Annotated in this window: 16 protein-coding genes; 15 read left to right on the forward strand and 1 reads right to left on the reverse strand. The window is 52.6% G+C overall.

Annotation, left to right across the window (positions count from 1 at the left end):
- Positions 1-39 precede the first annotated feature (39 nt).
- Positions 40-825, reverse strand: coding sequence for a cytochrome C assembly family protein (locus BMY09_RS05820; protein WP_091355172.1), 786 nt, complete (start codon positions 823-825; stop codon positions 40-42).
- Positions 826-1,086: 261 nt separating this feature from the next.
- Here BMY09_RS05820 and ffh point away from each other — a divergent pair, with 261 nt between their 5' ends.
- From ffh to tssI, 15 genes are all read left to right on the forward strand, one after another.
- Positions 1,087-2,478: a signal recognition particle protein gene (gene ffh, locus BMY09_RS05825; RefSeq protein WP_091355175.1), complete on the forward strand. Its 1,392-nt coding sequence runs from the start codon at positions 1,087-1,089 to the stop codon at positions 2,476-2,478.
- Between the two features lie 183 nt (positions 2,479-2,661).
- On the forward strand, positions 2,662-2,901 hold the full coding sequence (gene rpsP, locus BMY09_RS05830; RefSeq protein ID WP_091355177.1) for a 30S ribosomal protein S16: 240 nt from the start codon (positions 2,662-2,664) through the stop codon (positions 2,899-2,901).
- Positions 2,902-2,932: 31 nt separating this feature from the next.
- On the forward strand, positions 2,933-3,466 hold the full coding sequence (rimM, locus tag BMY09_RS05835; protein WP_091355180.1) for a ribosome maturation factor RimM: 534 nt from the start codon (positions 2,933-2,935) through the stop codon (positions 3,464-3,466).
- Between the two features lie 3 nt (positions 3,467-3,469).
- The gene (gene trmD, locus BMY09_RS05840) at positions 3,470-4,219 is read left to right on the forward strand and encodes a tRNA (guanosine(37)-N1)-methyltransferase TrmD (protein WP_091355183.1); all 750 of its coding nucleotides are present in this window, start codon (positions 3,470-3,472) and stop codon (positions 4,217-4,219) included.
- 16 nt (positions 4,220-4,235) lie between these two features.
- Positions 4,236-4,595: a 50S ribosomal protein L19 gene (gene rplS / locus BMY09_RS05845; RefSeq protein ID WP_091355186.1), complete on the forward strand. Its 360-nt coding sequence runs from the start codon at positions 4,236-4,238 to the stop codon at positions 4,593-4,595.
- 167 nt (positions 4,596-4,762) lie between these two features.
- Positions 4,763-5,173 (forward strand): LSm family protein, encoded by a 411-nt coding sequence (locus tag BMY09_RS05850; RefSeq protein WP_091355191.1) that lies wholly within the window; start codon positions 4,763-4,765, stop codon positions 5,171-5,173.
- A gap of 88 nt (positions 5,174-5,261) precedes the next feature.
- On the forward strand, positions 5,262-6,173 hold the full coding sequence (gene xerD, locus BMY09_RS05855) for a site-specific tyrosine recombinase XerD (RefSeq protein WP_091355288.1): 912 nt from the start codon (positions 5,262-5,264) through the stop codon (positions 6,171-6,173).
- A gap of 191 nt (positions 6,174-6,364) precedes the next feature.
- Positions 6,365-7,105 carry a thioredoxin fold domain-containing protein gene (locus BMY09_RS05860; protein ID WP_091355194.1) on the forward strand — a complete coding sequence of 247 codons (741 nt, stop codon included), beginning with the start codon at positions 6,365-6,367 and terminating at the stop codon, positions 7,103-7,105.
- A gap of 193 nt (positions 7,106-7,298) precedes the next feature.
- Positions 7,299-8,594, forward strand: a complete 1,296-nt coding sequence (locus BMY09_RS05865) for a homoserine dehydrogenase (RefSeq protein ID WP_091355292.1) — start codon at positions 7,299-7,301, stop codon at positions 8,592-8,594.
- 28 nt (positions 8,595-8,622) lie between these two features.
- The gene (thrC, locus tag BMY09_RS05870) at positions 8,623-10,017 is read left to right on the forward strand and encodes a threonine synthase (protein WP_091355201.1); all 1,395 of its coding nucleotides are present in this window, start codon (positions 8,623-8,625) and stop codon (positions 10,015-10,017) included.
- Positions 10,018-10,089: 72 nt separating this feature from the next.
- Positions 10,090-10,899 carry a YdcF family protein gene (locus BMY09_RS05875; protein ID WP_091355203.1) on the forward strand — a complete coding sequence of 270 codons (810 nt, stop codon included), beginning with the start codon at positions 10,090-10,092 and terminating at the stop codon, positions 10,897-10,899.
- Positions 10,892-12,625: a single-stranded-DNA-specific exonuclease RecJ gene (recJ, locus tag BMY09_RS05880; protein ID WP_091355205.1), complete on the forward strand. Its 1,734-nt coding sequence runs from the start codon at positions 10,892-10,894 to the stop codon at positions 12,623-12,625. Before BMY09_RS05875 ends, recJ begins: the two co-directional genes overlap by 8 nt.
- 49 nt (positions 12,626-12,674) lie before the next feature.
- A complete protein-coding gene (locus BMY09_RS05885) occupies positions 12,675-12,857 on the forward strand; it encodes a hypothetical protein (protein WP_091355208.1) in 183 nt (60 codons plus the stop codon).
- Entirely contained in the window at positions 12,854-13,723 is an 870-nt protein-coding gene (nfo, locus tag BMY09_RS05890; protein ID WP_245756511.1) for a deoxyribonuclease IV, read from the forward strand. The genes BMY09_RS05885 and nfo overlap by 4 nt, the downstream gene beginning before the upstream one ends.
- 96 nt (positions 13,724-13,819) lie before the next feature.
- On the forward strand, positions 13,820-15,288 hold a 1,469-nt coding region (gene tssI, locus BMY09_RS05895), incomplete at its 3' end, for a type VI secretion system tip protein TssI/VgrG (protein WP_091355210.1).

Below are 15,288 nucleotides of genomic sequence, written 5' to 3' on the forward strand. Positions count from 1 at the left end.
CTAAGGTTTCAGTGAAACCGTTTCACGCGCAGGGCCCGGTTATAACAGCCACTCGACAACAAACTTACTGCCGAAGAACGAAAGCATGAGCACAATAAAACCACCCACGGTCCAGCGGATCGCCCGGTGGCTGCGCCAGCCCAGCAGGTGACGGCCAATCAGCAGGGTTGCATAGAGCAGCCAGGCAAGGATGGAAAGAACGGTTTTATGCACCAGGTGCTGAGCAAACAGATCATCAAACACAATAGCGCCGCTGATCAGTGACAGGGTCAGCAGAATCAGACCGGTCCAGATCATCTCAAACAGCAGGGTTTCCATGGTTTGCAGGGGGGGCAGGGAGCGCAGCAAACCTCTGGTTATATGATGTTTGAGCTGATACTCCTGTTTTGCCAGCAACACCGCCTGAAACGCAGCCAGGGTGAAGATGCTGTAGGCCAGAATTGAGATCAGGATATGGATAACCAGGCCGGTGTCGTAATGTTTTCCCTGTGGAGAGTCGAGCCCAAACAGCGTAAAAAACAGGGCGAAAGCCGCCAGCGGAAAGATACCGATATAGAGGTTATCAATTTTTTGCCGCAACGAACTTAACAGCACCAGCGCGGCAACCAGCCATCCGATCAGCGAGCCGGCGCTGAAAAATTCCAGATGAATACCGGTTGGACGATGAAGATCAAGATAGGCGGAATAGCCGTGGCTGATAACCGCAAGCAAACCGGTCAGGCGGATAATCGTGCTGTTTACGCTACGCCCGCTGACAACCTGCCACTGTAATGCAGCAGCGATCAGATAACATACGATGGCGAAAATAGCGGGCAGAATGTGCATTAGCGGTTAACTCATCAGTTCCATAGAGTGTGCAGGCGCTAAGTGTGTCATAAATATCAGTGTGATGAAATATTGATACCAGCTCAATTAGGCCAGATTGGCCAGACTGAGGCTGGTGAATACTCAGAGTGCCATGATTATCATGGTTCCTAAAGCGCGCTGCTGCTGTATAATGCAGGACTTTATTTTGCTGTAACAGAACTGAAGTACCGATGGGTTCTGACAAAAGCAGTAGCGGATTTAACACCTCAAGGCGTAACTATGTTTGAGAATCTGACGGATCGTCTGGCCAAAACGCTTAAAGCGGTCACGGGTCAGGCAAAGCTGACCGAAGACAATATTCAAGGCACACTGCGTGAAGTGCGCATGGCGCTACTGGAAGCGGATGTAGCGCTGCCCGTTGTTAAAGAGTTTATCAACAACGTCAAAGAGCGGGCAGTAGGCACCGAAGTCAGTAAGAGTCTGAGTCCGGGCCAGGTATTCGTTAAGATCGTTCAGCAGGAACTGGAAAAAGTGATGGGTGAGGCCAATGAAGGCCTTAACCTCGCCGCTCAGCCTCCTGCTGTAGTCATGATGGCGGGTCTTCAGGGTGCTGGTAAGACCACATCGGTCGCCAAGCTTTCCCGTTTTCTGCGTGAGCGGGAGAAAAAGAAAGTTCTGGTCGTGTCTGCTGACGTCTATCGTCCGGCCGCGATTAAACAGCTGGAAACCCTGGCCGCGGAAGTGTCGGTGGAGTTCTTCCCCTCCTCTGTCGATCAGAAACCGATCGATATTGTTAATGCCGCGATTCATCATGCCCGGATTAAGCATTTTGATGTTCTGATCGTCGATACCGCCGGCCGTCTGCATGTCGACAGCGATATGATGGATGAGATCAAGGCACTGCATGCTGCGATTAAACCGGTAGAGACGTTATTCGTGGTCGATGCGATGACCGGTCAGGATGCCGCGAATACCGCCAAAGCGTTTAATGATGTATTGCCGCTGACCGGTGTGGTGCTGACAAAAACTGATGGTGATGCCCGCGGTGGTGCGGCACTATCGGTTCGTCATATCACCGGTAAACCGATCAAGTTCCTCGGTGTTGGCGAGAAAGTTGATGCCCTTGAACCCTTCCATCCCGATCGTATCGCCTCCCGTATTCTGGGAATGGGGGATGTTCTCTCTCTGATTGAAGAGGTAGAACAGAAGGTAGATAAAGAGAAAGCGGAACGCCTTGCGAAGAAGGTTCAGAAAGGTAAAGGCTTCGATCTGGAAGATTTCCGTGACCAGCTGCAGCAGATGAACAATATGGGTGGCATGGCGTCTTTGATGGACAAGCTGCCGGGTATGGGACAGATGGGAGCTGCCATGCAGGGGGCGAACCTGTCCAGTGCGGAGAAAGGCTTTAAACAGTTTGAATCGATTATCAATTCGATGACACCCCATGAGCGTAAACGGCCTGATGTCATCAGCGGTTCCCGTAAAAAACGTATCGCGATGGGTTCTGGTACCCAGATTCAGGATGTTAACCGTTTGCTCAAGCAGCATAAGCAGATGGCTAAAATGATGAAGAAGTTTTCATCAAAAGCCGGTATGGCAAAAATGATGCGCGGTATGAAGGGGATGATGCCGGGTGGTATGGGTGGCCCGGGTGGCTTCCCGCGGATGTAACTTTCTGCAGTGTGATTATTAAATAATCAAAAAGCTTCACAGGGGCGGCAAATTCACGTAATATGCCGCCCTGTTTTTTAAATGGGTGCAGTCTGCGTCGGTGTTTCTGATGAACCCGGAATGGGGCTGTTATCTGTAAACTGTGAGCGATTTCAAAACTCACTTAATAAAGGGACCTAACGCATGGTAACTATTCGTCTAGCTCGTAGCGGCGCCAAAAAGCGTCCATTTTATCACCTGACTGTGGCTGATTCTCGTAATCCGCGTGATGGTCGTTTTATTGAGCGTGTTGGCTTCTTCAATCCACTGGCTAAAGGTCAGGAAGAGAAGCTGCGCATTAACCTGGAACGCATTGAGTACTGGGTAGCTAAAGGCGCGCAAATGTCTGACCGTGTTGCTAAGCTGGTTAAAGAAGCTAAGTAAACATATTTAAGCAATCAGTCGGGTTTGAGTGATGAGTGGCTATACGTCTGAAGATCTAACAACCATCGGGCGAATCACCACACTTTATGGTGTTAAGGGCTGGGTTAAAGTTTATTCCCATACCGAACCGATGGAGAGCATCCTCGAATATTCACCGTGGCTACTGAACATTAATGGTCAGTGGAAACCGTTCAAAATTGCGGACGGTAAACGACACGGTAAAGGGCTGGTCGCAAAGCTGGCTGGAGTCGATGATCGGGATCTTGCGCGACAGTATTGTGGCGTTGATATTGCGATTGAGAAAGATCAGCTTCCTGAACTGGAAGAGGGTGAATTCTACTGGAGCCAGCTGGAAAAGCTTGAAGTATTAACCGAGTCCGGCGACAAGCTGGGTAAGGTGAGTCATCTGATCGCTACCGGTTCAAATGATGTGCTGGTGGTCAAAGGCAACGCTGAGAGTATTGATCGCCGCGAGCGATTGATCCCCTACCTGCCAGATCAGGTGATTAAAGAGATAAACCTTGAAGAAGGTACGATTCGGGTCGATTGGGACCCGGAGTTTTAACCGGTGTGGATCGGTGTTGTAACCCTTTTTCCGGAGATGTTTGAGGCGATAACCCGCCACGGCGTCACCGGAAAAGCAGTGCGCAACGGCTTGCTGGATGTGCAGTGCTGGAACCCTCGTGAGTTCACCAGGGATAAACACCGAACCGTGGACGACCGCCCTTATGGCGGAGGTCCCGGAATGTTGATGAAGGTGCAGCCGTTGCGGGACGCGATCCAGGCAGCGAAACAGTCTGCCGGCGAACAGGTCAGAGTGATCTACCTGTCGCCGCAGGGGCGCCGACTCGATCATGCCGGGGTGAAGGAGCTGGCCGCTGCAGAGCGGTTGATTCTGGTAGCCGGGCGCTATGAAGGTATTGATGAGCGCCTGGTGGAGACCGAGATCGATGAAGAGTGGTCATTAGGGGATTTTGTCCTGAGTGGCGGCGAGTTACCAGCAATGGTGCTGATCGATGCGGTATCCCGACTGGTTCCCGGTGTGCTTGGCCACCAGGATTCAGCGGCAGAAGATTCCTTTAGTGATGGGTTGCTGGACTGCCCGCACTACACCCGACCGGAAAAACTCGACGATATGTCCGTACCGGATGTGTTGCTTAGCGGTAACCACGAGGCGATCAGACGCTGGCGTCTGAAACAGCAGCTTGGACGAACCTGGAAACGGCGTCCCGAACTGCTGGAAGACCTTGAACTGACCAAAGAGCAGCTGACATTGTTAACCGAATTTATCCGTGAGACAAAAGCGTCTCAGGGTTAGTATTTAGGAGCGTGCTATGAGCAGCAAAAACTCTATCATTCAGCAGATCGAAGCTGAACAGATGAACAAGCAAGTACCAGAATTCGCACCGGGTGACACCGTTGTTGTTCAGGTTAAAGTAGTTGAAGGTACCCGTCAGCGTCTGCAGGCGTTTGAAGGCGTTGTGATTGGTAAGCGTAACCGTGGCGTTAACTCTGCGTTCACTGTACGTAAAATCTCTCACGGTGTGGGTGTTGAGCGTACTTTTCAGACGTTCTCCTCTACTGTAGACAGCATTGAGGTCAAACGTCGCGGTGACGTGCGTCAGGCTAAGCTGTACTACCTGCGTGAGCGTAGCGGTAAGTCTGCACGTATTAAAGAGAAACTGGCTAAGTAATCGCTTACCAGTTTGAGTATAAAAGGGCAGCTTCGGCTGCCTTTTTTGATGTCTGGCGTTGGCGACATTGTTGAACTCGCATTAATATACAGGCAGGATGTAATTTCTGCTTCTGGTTTTTCACGGGCTGCAGAGTTTCAAAACTTACCATCGCTTAGGTTCGTGCAGTGAAGAGACTATCGATCGGGCTGGGCTCAGTTGTACTGTTGTCGGTTATCGCAGCCTATGCGGGTGACGACAGCGGGGAGGCAGCCACAACAGCGGCAAAGGCCGATACAGCGGTTAACAATGAAGCATCACGCCGTGAAGCAACGCGTGAGGCTATTCGTCGGGCTGTTCGTGGGGATGGTCTGCCGCAGGAAAAGATGGAGAAGAGTTATCAGTCGGTCAGTCATGAAGAGATTGATCGCTATGTGGGTAGCTGGGTAAAACTGGAAACCTATTTCGGCCGTAAGGTTGAAGGTACGCTCAGAAGCGTCAATGGCAATACACTATATATTGATGAACATCTGGGGCAGGGTAGCGCAAGTTATCCAATTGATAAAACCAAGCTTTCCGGGTTGAAAGTGTTGCGATAACGCGTGCCCGATAAAGGATCTCTCCTGTGTGACTACCCAATTGTCTGATGCTGATCTTGTTGGCGATAACCCCGTAACAGATGCCCGTATGACGGCAGAGCATCCCTCTCCGCGCGACGCAGAATTGATTGAACACTATCTTGATGCCTTATGGCTTGAAAAGGGGCTGAGTAAGAATACCCTCAGCTCCTACCGTCGTGATCTGTCTATCTATGCCTGCTGGCTTAATAGTCGCCAGCTGTTTCTGTTGGAATCTTCCCGAACCGATCTTCAGAGTTACCTTAACTGGCGTGTTCGCCAGCGGATGAAAGCCAGTTCCACATCCCGCCTACTGTCGTGTTTGCGGGGTTTTTTTCGTTATCAGCTGCGTGAGGGAGTGCTAAGCGTTGACCCTACTCTGCAGGTTGAAAGTCCCAAACGGGGCAGGCCGCTGCCTAAAAGTCTGACTGAGGCCGAGGTTGAAGCGCTGTTGCAGGCGCCGGATCTGGGCGATGCGCTGGGCTTTCGCGACCGGGCGATGCTGGAGATGCTCTACTCTTCCGGTTTACGGGTCAGTGAACTGGTGGGGTTGCAATTATCCCAGATAAATCTGCGTCAGGGAGTGATCCGGGTTGTTGGTAAAGGGGATAAAGAGCGTCTGGTGCCGTTAGGCGATGAAGCTGCCGACTGGCTGCTGCGTTACCTTAAAGAGGCCCGTCCGGCGCTGATCAGCGATTCAGGCAATGAGGTGGTTTTCCCCAGTCGCAGGGGGCAGCAGATGACCCGTCAGACCTTCTGGCACAGGATTAAGCGTCACGGCCTGACGGCAGGAGTGGCACAGCTGCCATCGCCCCATGTGTTGCGTCATGCTTTTGCCACTCATCTGTTAAATCATGGCGCTGACCTGCGGGTGGTGCAGCTGCTGTTGGGACACAGTGATCTGTCAACCACGCAGATCTATACGCATATTGCCCGTCATCGGTTACAATCTCTGCATCAACAGCATCACCCCCGGGGATGACTTTAAAGATCGCATTCAGGTTATTTTCAGTTTTCGCGGTTAGTCTGGAAACTAAGCGGCCTTTTTGGCGTCTTAAGAGCAGACGCTTTTTCAGTAAAGGTTTTTGGGTTCAGATTTTAAGGTATGCTTTAGCAAACTAAAGCGGCCGAAACGGGGTGCAAACAGACAACGCCCGGATAGTTGAGGACATTATGCGAAAAATATTTTTTACCCTGGTAGCGATGACACTGCTGAGTTTCAATGCCTCAGCAGATGAAAGTAAGGAGGCGGCTATCCGTGCCGCACTGAGTTCGCTGAACAGCCAGGTTCCCATTGTAGCTGTAGCCGATGCTCAGTTCCCCGGCCTCTATGAAGTGACCCTGGCCAGTGGCGAAAAGTTGTATGTCAACGAGAGCGGCAGTCACTTTATTGTGGGTGAGGTGTATAAGGTTCAGGCGGATGGTCGTCTGGTTAATCTGACCGAAGAGGGTAAAAAAGCGGGTCGTATAGAGCAGCTGGCAAGTATTGCTCCAGAGGATATGATCATCTTTCCGGCCAAGGGGGAAACCAAGGCTCACATGACGGTTTTCACCGATACCGACTGCTTCTATTGCCGTAAGCTGCATAAAGAGATGGCACAGATTAATGCTCAGGGTATCGAGGTGCGTTATCTGGCGTTCCCCCGTGCCGGTGCAGGTTCTAAAACGCAAAAGGTGATGGATTCAATCTGGTGTGCCGATAAAGCGGATCAGGCTGAGCTGTTTACCCAGGCAAAGTCCGGCCGGACAATTCCCGCGCTGAGCTGTGATAACAGCCCGGTGATGAGTCAGTATGAACTGGGCCAGAAGATGGGGGTCACCGGAACGCCCGCACTGGTGCTGCAGGATGGTACTCTGGTGCCTGGATATATGCCTGCCGCTCAGCTGGCAAAAATGCTGGGTGTGACGAACTGATACAGCTGGGTTTTATTGGTAAACAGGGAGCCTCAGGCTCCCTTTTTTGTGGCAAAACTTTTCGCAGTTTTTTTTAATCTCTGCCGGGCGCTGCATAGAGCTTGTGCCCTGTTTTCGTTATAATGCCTGCCTGTTTTTTAACCGCAGAAAAGTCTGCCACTCGAATGGCAAAGTAAAAGCGCGAGGTAATGGTTTGAAACCTGTAAAAGTTGGTATCTGTGGTCTTGGCACCGTTGGTGGCGGTACGTTCAATGTACTGAAACGCAACGCGGAAGAGATCTCCCGTCGTGCGGGTCGTAACATCGTTGTAGAATCGATTGGCGCCCGTCGTGTAAATCCCGATTGCGACACCTGGGGTACCCATATTACAGGGGATATTTTTGAGATTGCCACCAACCCCGAAATCGACATCGTTGTTGAGCTGATCGGTGGCTATGACACCGCGCTGAAGCTTGTGATGACTGCTATCGAAAACGGTAAGCACGTTGTCACTGCCAACAAAGCACTGATCGCTGTGCATGGTAATGAGATCTTCGAAGCGGCGCAGAAAAAGAATGTGATGGTGGCGTTTGAAGCCTCCGTTGCCGGTGGTATTCCGGTGATCAAGGCGATTCGTGAAGGCCTTTCCGGTAATAAAATCAACTGGCTGGCGGGGATCATCAACGGCACTGGTAACTTCATCCTCACTGAGATGCGCGACAAAGGCCGTGACTTCGCCGATGTTCTGGCTGAAGCGCAGGCGCTTGGTTATGCCGAAGCCGACCCAACCTTCGACGTTGAGGGGATCGATGCGGCCCATAAACTGACTATACTGGCGTCTATCGCCTTTGGTATTCCGCTGCAGTTCGATAAAGCTTATACCGAAGGGATCAGCAATATCACCGCCGAAGATGTGCAGTATGCCGAGGAGCTGGGTTACCGTATTAAACATCTGGGTATCAGTCGTCGCACTGAGGCGGGTATTGAACTGCGGGTTCACCCCACCATGATTCCGGAGAAAGCACTGCTGGCGAATGTGCATGGCGTCATGAACGCGGTGCTGGTGGATGGCGATGCTGTCGGTCAGACCATGTATTACGGTGCCGGTGCTGGCGCAGAGCCTACCGCCTCAGCGGTGGTGGCGGATATTGTTGATGTGGTTCGCACCCTGACCGCAGACCGGGATAACCGTGTGCCGCATCTGGCGTTCCAGCCTGGCAGCCTGTCTGCCCTGCCGATTTTGCCGGTTGATGCGATTGTCAGTGGCTATTATCTGCGTCTGACCGTTAATGAGAAGCCCGGTGTTCTGGCTAAGGTCGCGTCAATTCTGAGCGAGGCTGAGATCAGCATTGATGCAATCGTGCAGAAAGAAACCCATCAGCAGCAGGTACCGATCATCATTCTGACTCAGGATGTTGAAGAGAAGCGGATGAATGCGGCGATTGCTCAGATTGAAGCGCTGGCTGACGTGAATGAACCGGTTACCCGTATCCGTGTTGAACATCTGTAAGGCAACCGCAAGAGCAGGAATTTAGACAGTGAAATATATCTCTACCCGGGGTCAGGCCCCCGCACTGAATTTTGAAGAAGTACTGCTGGCCGGTCTGGCCAGCGATGGTGGCCTCTATGTGCCGGAAGTTCTGCCAACATTCAGTCAAGAGGAGATCGCCTCCTGGGCGGGTCTGCCTTACAACGAGTTGGCATACAACATTATCAAGCCGTTTGTTGCTGACTGTGTGGAAGACAACGATCTGAAACAGATGATCGATGATACCTATGCTGGCTTTAACCACATCGCCGTAGCGCCGTTGAAAGAGCTGGGTACCAATGAGTGGGTGCTGGAACTGTTTCACGGCCCGACGCTGGCATTTAAAGACTTTGCCCTGCAACTTCTTGGGCGGCTGATGGATTATGCCCTGAGCAAGCGTCAGGAACGTCTGGTGATTATGGGAGCGACCTCCGGAGATACCGGTTCTGCCGCGATTGAGGGCTGTCGCCACAGTGACCATCTGGATATCTTTATTCTGCACCCTTACAACCGGGTGTCTGAAGTCCAGCGTAAGCAGATGACCACGATTCTTGAAGATAATGTCTTCAATATCGCTCTGGAAGGTAACTTCGATGATTGTCAGGAGATGGTTAAAGACAGTTTTGCCAACCAGGATTTTCTCGGCGGGCGTAAGCTGGGTGCAGTGAACTCGATCAACTGGGCGCGTATTATGTCCCAGATCGTTTACTACTTCTCCGCCTCCCTGGCGGTCGGTGGACCACACCGTGAAGTGGCATTCTCTGTGCCGACCGGTAATTTTGGCGATATTTTTGCTGGCTATCTGGCAAAGCAGATGGGTCTGCCGATCAGTCAACTGGTGGTGGCTACGAATAAGAACGATATCCTGCACCGGGTTATCTCTGGCAACGATATGAGTAAGGGTGAGCTGGTGCATACCCTGTCTCCGTCAATGGATATCATGGTGTCGTCTAACTTTGAGCGTCTGCTGTTCGATGTTTACGGCCGTGATGGTGCAGCGATCAGTGAACTGATGGCTAAGTTTAAAACGCAGCCTGTGCAGTTGGATCAAGCGCGCTGGGAAGCGGTGCGTGAACTGTTCGATAGCTATGCCTGCGATGACGAGGCGACCTGTGAAGTGATCGCTAAAGTGGCCGCTGAGACCGGTTACCTGCTGGATCCGCATACCGCCATCGGCGTTGCTGCCGGTCGTGAATGTAATCGCGATGCCAGTGTGCCGATGATTGTGCTGTCCACTGCGCATCCGGTTAAATTCCCAGAAGCCGTGCTGAAAGCAGGCCTCGAATCACCTCAGCTGCCGACCCATATGGCGGATCTGTTTGAGCGTGAAGAGCGGTTTACCGTGTTGCCCAATCAACTGGCAACAGTGCAGCAGTTTGTTGCAGATAACGTCCACGAAAAGTAATTACTTGCTGCTTTGATAATAGCCCGTTAGAGTCTCAGGCTTTAACGGGCTTTTTATTGGGGGATAATAAGCATGGACCTGTTTTTTCTGTTGTCGAAAGGTTTCTGGGTGTTAGCCAATCCAGGCAATCTGCTGATTCTGATACTGGTGATTGCGTTGTTTAAGGGCTGGCGGGCACTCTCTTCGGCGGTGGCATTCTGTCTGTTGCTGATTACCTTCTATCCGGTCGGCGATCTGCTGCTGCAGCCGCTGGAAAAGCGCTTCGCTCCACCGCAGGTGTTGCCGGATGAAATTGCCGGCATTATCGTCTTGGGGGGCGCAGAGGAAGCAGAGTTAAGTTCAATCTGGAACCAGCCCCAGTTTAATATGGCGGCGGAACGGGATATGCTGATGTTGCCGCTGATGCAGCGTTATACCGATGTTCCGGTTATTCTTACCGGTGGTTCAGGCTCGGTACGTAAGCCTGAGTTTCGCGGTGCCGATGTGCAGCAAACCTGGTTGCAGCAACAGCAGTTAGATAAACAGGTTATCTTTGAACGGGATTCCCGCAACACCTTCGAAAATGCCATCTATAGTCAGGGCGTTTTGCCGCCGGGTGCCGATTATGCTGATCCGCGGGGCTGGTTGCTGGTGACCTCTGCGTTTCATATGCCGCGTTCAGTGGGCATCTTTCGTGGCCAGGGTTGGAATGTAATCCCCTATCCTGTTGATTATTACTCAAAACCTGCCGGGCTGAACAGCTGGCGGGCTGACCTTGGCCGTAATCTGTATGAGCTGTCTATCGGGGTGCGAGAATGGATCGGTCTGGGCGCTTACTATGTGACCGATAAAACCGATGAGCTGTTCCCTTCCGCGAATCTGGATATCAGTCTGAATGAGTGAACTCATCATCCGTCGCCGCGAGGCCGACCCGAACAGTAAAGTCTTCAGTCAGGTGCACCCATTGCTGGCACGTATTTACGCCAGTCGCGGCCTGGATGATGCTGAGGCTCTGGGACGCAGCCTGCAACAGCTGCAAACCGGCCGGGATATGCTCGGCCTGGCTCAGGCGGTCAAACGACTGCTTCTGGCGTTGCAGCAGGATCAGCATATCCTGATTATTGGCGACTTTGATTGCGATGGTGCTACCAGTACTGCGCTGGCTGTACTGGGGCTGGGCATGATGGGGGCCAACCGGGTCAGCTATCTGGTGCCCAACCGGTTTGAGTTTGGTTATGGCCTTAGTCCGGAGATCGTCAGGGTGGCGGCACAGCAACAGCCGGACCTGATTATCACCGTGGATAACGGCATCTCCAGTGTCAGCGGTGTCGCTGAAGCGAATGCGTTGGGCATCGATGTATTGATTACCGACCACCATCTGCCCGGGGATCAGTTACCGGATGCCTGTGCCATTGTAAACCCGAATCAGCCGGGTTGTGACTTCAGCGAGAAATCCACCTGTGGCGTGGGAGTCATCTTCTATGTGATGACGGCATTGCGCCGGGCGTTGGAAGAGCTGAACTGGTTTGAACAGCGAGGCCTTGCTAAACCCAATCTGGCATCGCTGCTGGATCTGGTGGCGCTGGGGACGGTCGCCGATGTTGTGCCGCTGGAACAGAATAACCGCACCCTGGTCTATCAGGGATTACAACGCATCCGCTCGGGCAAAGCCCGGCCGGGCATTATGGCGCTGATTGATATTAGCGGTCGTCAGCGCAGCCGCCTCAGCGCAACGGATCTTGGCTTTGCCCTGGCGCCGCGTTTGAATGCTGCGGGCCGTCTGGACGATATGTCGATCGGTATCGAATGTTTGCTGACCAATGATTCCGATCGGGCTCAGAAACTGGCGCTGCAGCTGGACACCCTGAATCAGGAGCGCCGGGGGATCGAGCAGGAGATGCAGCAGCAGGCGGTGGCATTGCTGGATGAGTTGCAGCTGGACGCCGAGGGGGCATTGCCTTTTGGGCTTTGTCTCTACGATCCGGACTGGCACCAGGGCGTTATCGGTATCCTGGCATCGAGAATTAAAGAGAAGCTTAACCGCCCGGTGGTAGCCTTTGCCATGGGTGATGCGGGTGAACTGAAAGGTTCTGCACGCTCGGTCCCCGGATTTCATATCCGTGATGGACTGGATGCGGTGGCGGCGAAACATCCAGAGCTGTTGAAGAAGTTTGGCGGCCATGCGATGGCTGCCGGTATGACCATCGCAGCCGACAATCTGGGGTTGTTTCAACAGGCGTTTGATGCCGAGGTGCGGCGTCAGCTGAGCGCTGAACAGTTGCAGCATGCGGTGCTGACCGATGGTTGTTTATCCGGTGCTGAGTTGTCGATGGAGATGGCTGAACTACTGCGTGAGTCTGGTCCCTGGGGACATCAGTTTCCAGAACCTTTGTTTGATGGCGAGTTCTCCCTGTTGCAGCAACGGATCGTCGGCCAGCGGCACCTGAAATTGGTGCTGATGGAACCCGCCAGCGGTATCGCCATTGATGCGATCCACTTTAATGCGGATACTACACTCTGGCCCAATGATTCCATTCAGCGGGTTCGCGCTGTTTATCGACTCGACGTAAATGAGTTTCGCGGGCAACGCAGCCTGCAACTGATGATTGACCACCTGCTGCCTCTCTGATCTGGCAGCTATTTTTGATGAAGAGCTATTTTTTTAAGAGAATTACACCATGAATGATTTTACCCTGGACGAACTGAACACCCTGGTTGCTGTATTTGAGAAGGCCGGTGTTAGCGATGATGGCAGTGCTGAAGCGCTGATGTTCAGTCGTATTAAAACCGCACAGGCAGAGCGTGCTGAACTGGAAAGTATGGACTTTGATGATTGTCTTGGCGGTGCCTGCAAGCTGTGAGTCGCGCTTTTTTGAATTATTTTGTCGGTGCCCATGTCAGCGCTAGCGGCGGGGTTGAAAATGCCCCGCTCAACGCTGCTAAACTCGGTGCCAATGCATTTGCCCTGTTTACTAAAAACCAGCGTCGCTGGGAGGCAAAGCCTCTTACCAAAGGCAATATCACTAAGTTTCGTGATAGCTGTGAACGCTTAGGCTTTGCGCCTGAACAGATCCTCCCCCATGACAGCTATCTGATCAATCTGGGGCATCCGGAACCTGAGGCGTTAGAAAAATCCCGGGCCGCGTTTATTGACGAACTGCAGCGCTGTGAACAGCTGGGTTTGTGCTACCTCAACTTTCACCCCGGCAGTCATCTGCGCAAGGTGGATGAGGAGACCTGCCTTAACACCATCGCTGAATCGATCAATATCGCCCTGGATAAAACCACTGGCGTGACCGCCGTGATCGAGAATACCGCCGGTCAGGGCAGTAATCTGGGCTGTCGCTTCGAACATCTGGCCCATATTATCGCTGGGGTGGAAGACAAAAGCCGGGTCGCTGTTTGCCTCGATACCTGCCACACTTTTGCTTCGGGTTACGACCTGCGTGACCGGGCTGACTGCGAGCAGACCTTCGCTGAGTTTGAACGGATTGTCGGTTTTGACTATCTCAAAGGGATGCACCTGAATGACTCCAAAACGGCGTTCGACAGCCGTAAAGACCGCCACCATAGTCTGGGGATGGGCGAGATCGGTCTGGAAGTGTTCCGCTTTATCATGTCCGACGACCGTTTTCGCGGTATTCCGCTGGTGCTGGAAACTATCGATGAGACGATCTGGGCAGAAGAGATCCAGATGTTGCGAGGATTTACTGATCTGAATTGGTAAATAGCCTGTACGGCATGCAACTTGCTGTATAAAATAACACCTATATAGTTTACCGACAGGGGCCTGGAAGCCCCTCTCCGTTAAAAGGATTTAACGATGTTTCTTAACGCCAACGAAGAACGCTTTTTCTTTCAGCTACAGAATACAGACGATTCGGACCTGTTCAGTCTGGTGCGGCTTAACGGTGCCGAGGAGATTTCGGCGCTGTTTGAGTTTGCCATCGAAGTGGTTTCAGACGATGGCGATATCGATTTCGCTACGCTGATCGGCCAGCCCGCATTCGTCACCCTGTTGGATCAGACCGATGGCAGTGAGGATCTCACCCGCTATATCCACGGCATGGTCTCTGAAGTGAGTCTCGGTGATCAGGGGGTTAACCAGAGCACCTATCATATCCGCCTGGTGCCTAAAATCTGGGCACTGCAGCATCGGCAGAACAGCCGGATCTTCCAGTTTCAGAATGTCCAGACCATCATTCAGACCATTCTCACCGATGCCGGGCTGAGTACCGATGAGTTCCGTTTTGATCTGCTCAAAAGCTATCCCGATTATGACTACTGCGTGCAGTACCGGGAAACCGAGCTGGACTTCATTCAGCGGCTGCTGGCTGAAGAGGGGATTCACTACTACTTCGAACACAGCGACGAAGGCCATGTGCTGGTGTTCAGCGATACCTCCGGCTCCAACCCCGCCATCAGTGGTGATCCGCTACTGGACTGTTTTCACGACAGTCAGGGGGCGGTGCGTGAACAGCATATCTTCAGCTTCAGCTACAGCGAATCAATTGTCCCGGGAAAAGTGACTCTGCGGGATTTTGATTTTAAAAAGCCCAACCTCAAACTGGAATCCGCGAAATCGGGCGAGCTGGATGTGCCGCTGGAGATCTATGACCACCCGGGCCGTTTTATCGATTCAGGCCGGGGCAATAATAACGCCCTGATCCGGTTGGAATCCCTCAACCGTTACCGTCAAATGGCCAGGGGCAGCAGCGATGTTAACCGGATGACACCGGGCTACAGTTTCGAACTCACCGGGCACGACCGGGATGCACTCAATAGTGAGTATCTGATTGCGCGGGTTGAGCATGAATGTGCTCAGCCTCAGGTGCTGGAAGAGGGAGCATCCACCGAAGGCAGCCAATACAGCAACAGCTATCTCTGTGTTCCCTTCGAGGTGCCATTCCGTCCAACGACGGAAGTAAAGTCCCCCCATGTGGAAGGCACCCAGACCGCGACGGTCACTGGTCCCGAGGGCGAAGAGATCTACACCGATGAGCATGGCCGCATTAAGGTTCAGTTCCACTGGGATCGCGAAGGCCAGGGTAATGAGACCAGCTCCTGCTGGATCCGGGTCAGTCAGTCACATGCCGGTGGTAGCTTTGGTGGCATGTTTATTCCCCGTATCGGCGAAGAGGTGATTGTTGATTTCCTCGAAGGCGACCCGGACAAACCGCTAGTGATTGGTCGGGTGTATCACGGCCTTAACCGTCCGCCGTACAAACTGCCGGAACATAAAACCCGCAGCACCATTAAGACCAACTCCAGCAAAGGCGGCGATGGTTTTAA

Source organism: Amphritea atlantica (assembly GCF_900111095.1).
GTDB lineage: Bacteria > Pseudomonadota > Gammaproteobacteria > Pseudomonadales > Balneatricaceae > Amphritea > Amphritea atlantica.

Bases quoted from the DNA above. Each gene is read 5' to 3' on its own strand.
- BMY09_RS05860 (WP_091355194.1), top strand. From the start codon at position 6,365: ATGCGAAAAATATTTTTTACCCTGGTAGCGATGACACTGCTGAGTTTC.
- xerD (WP_091355288.1), top strand. From the start codon at position 5,262: ATGACGGCAGAGCATCCCTCTCCGCGCGACGCAGAATTGATTGAACAC.
- BMY09_RS05885 (WP_091355208.1), top strand. From the start codon at position 12,675: ATGAATGATTTTACCCTGGACGAACTGAACACCCTGGTTGCTGTATTT.
- ffh (WP_091355175.1), top strand. From the start codon at position 1,087: ATGTTTGAGAATCTGACGGATCGTCTGGCCAAAACGCTTAAAGCGGTC.
- BMY09_RS05820 (WP_091355172.1), bottom strand. From the start codon at position 825: ATGCACATTCTGCCCGCTATTTTCGCCATCGTATGTTATCTGATCGCT.
- rplS (WP_091355186.1), top strand. From the start codon at position 4,236: ATGAGCAGCAAAAACTCTATCATTCAGCAGATCGAAGCTGAACAGATG.
- recJ (WP_091355205.1), top strand. From the start codon at position 10,892: ATGAGTGAACTCATCATCCGTCGCCGCGAGGCCGACCCGAACAGTAAA.
- rpsP (WP_091355177.1), top strand. From the start codon at position 2,662: ATGGTAACTATTCGTCTAGCTCGTAGCGGCGCCAAAAAGCGTCCATTT.
- rimM (WP_091355180.1), top strand. From the start codon at position 2,933: ATGAGTGGCTATACGTCTGAAGATCTAACAACCATCGGGCGAATCACC.
- BMY09_RS05875 (WP_091355203.1), top strand. From the start codon at position 10,090: ATGGACCTGTTTTTTCTGTTGTCGAAAGGTTTCTGGGTGTTAGCCAAT.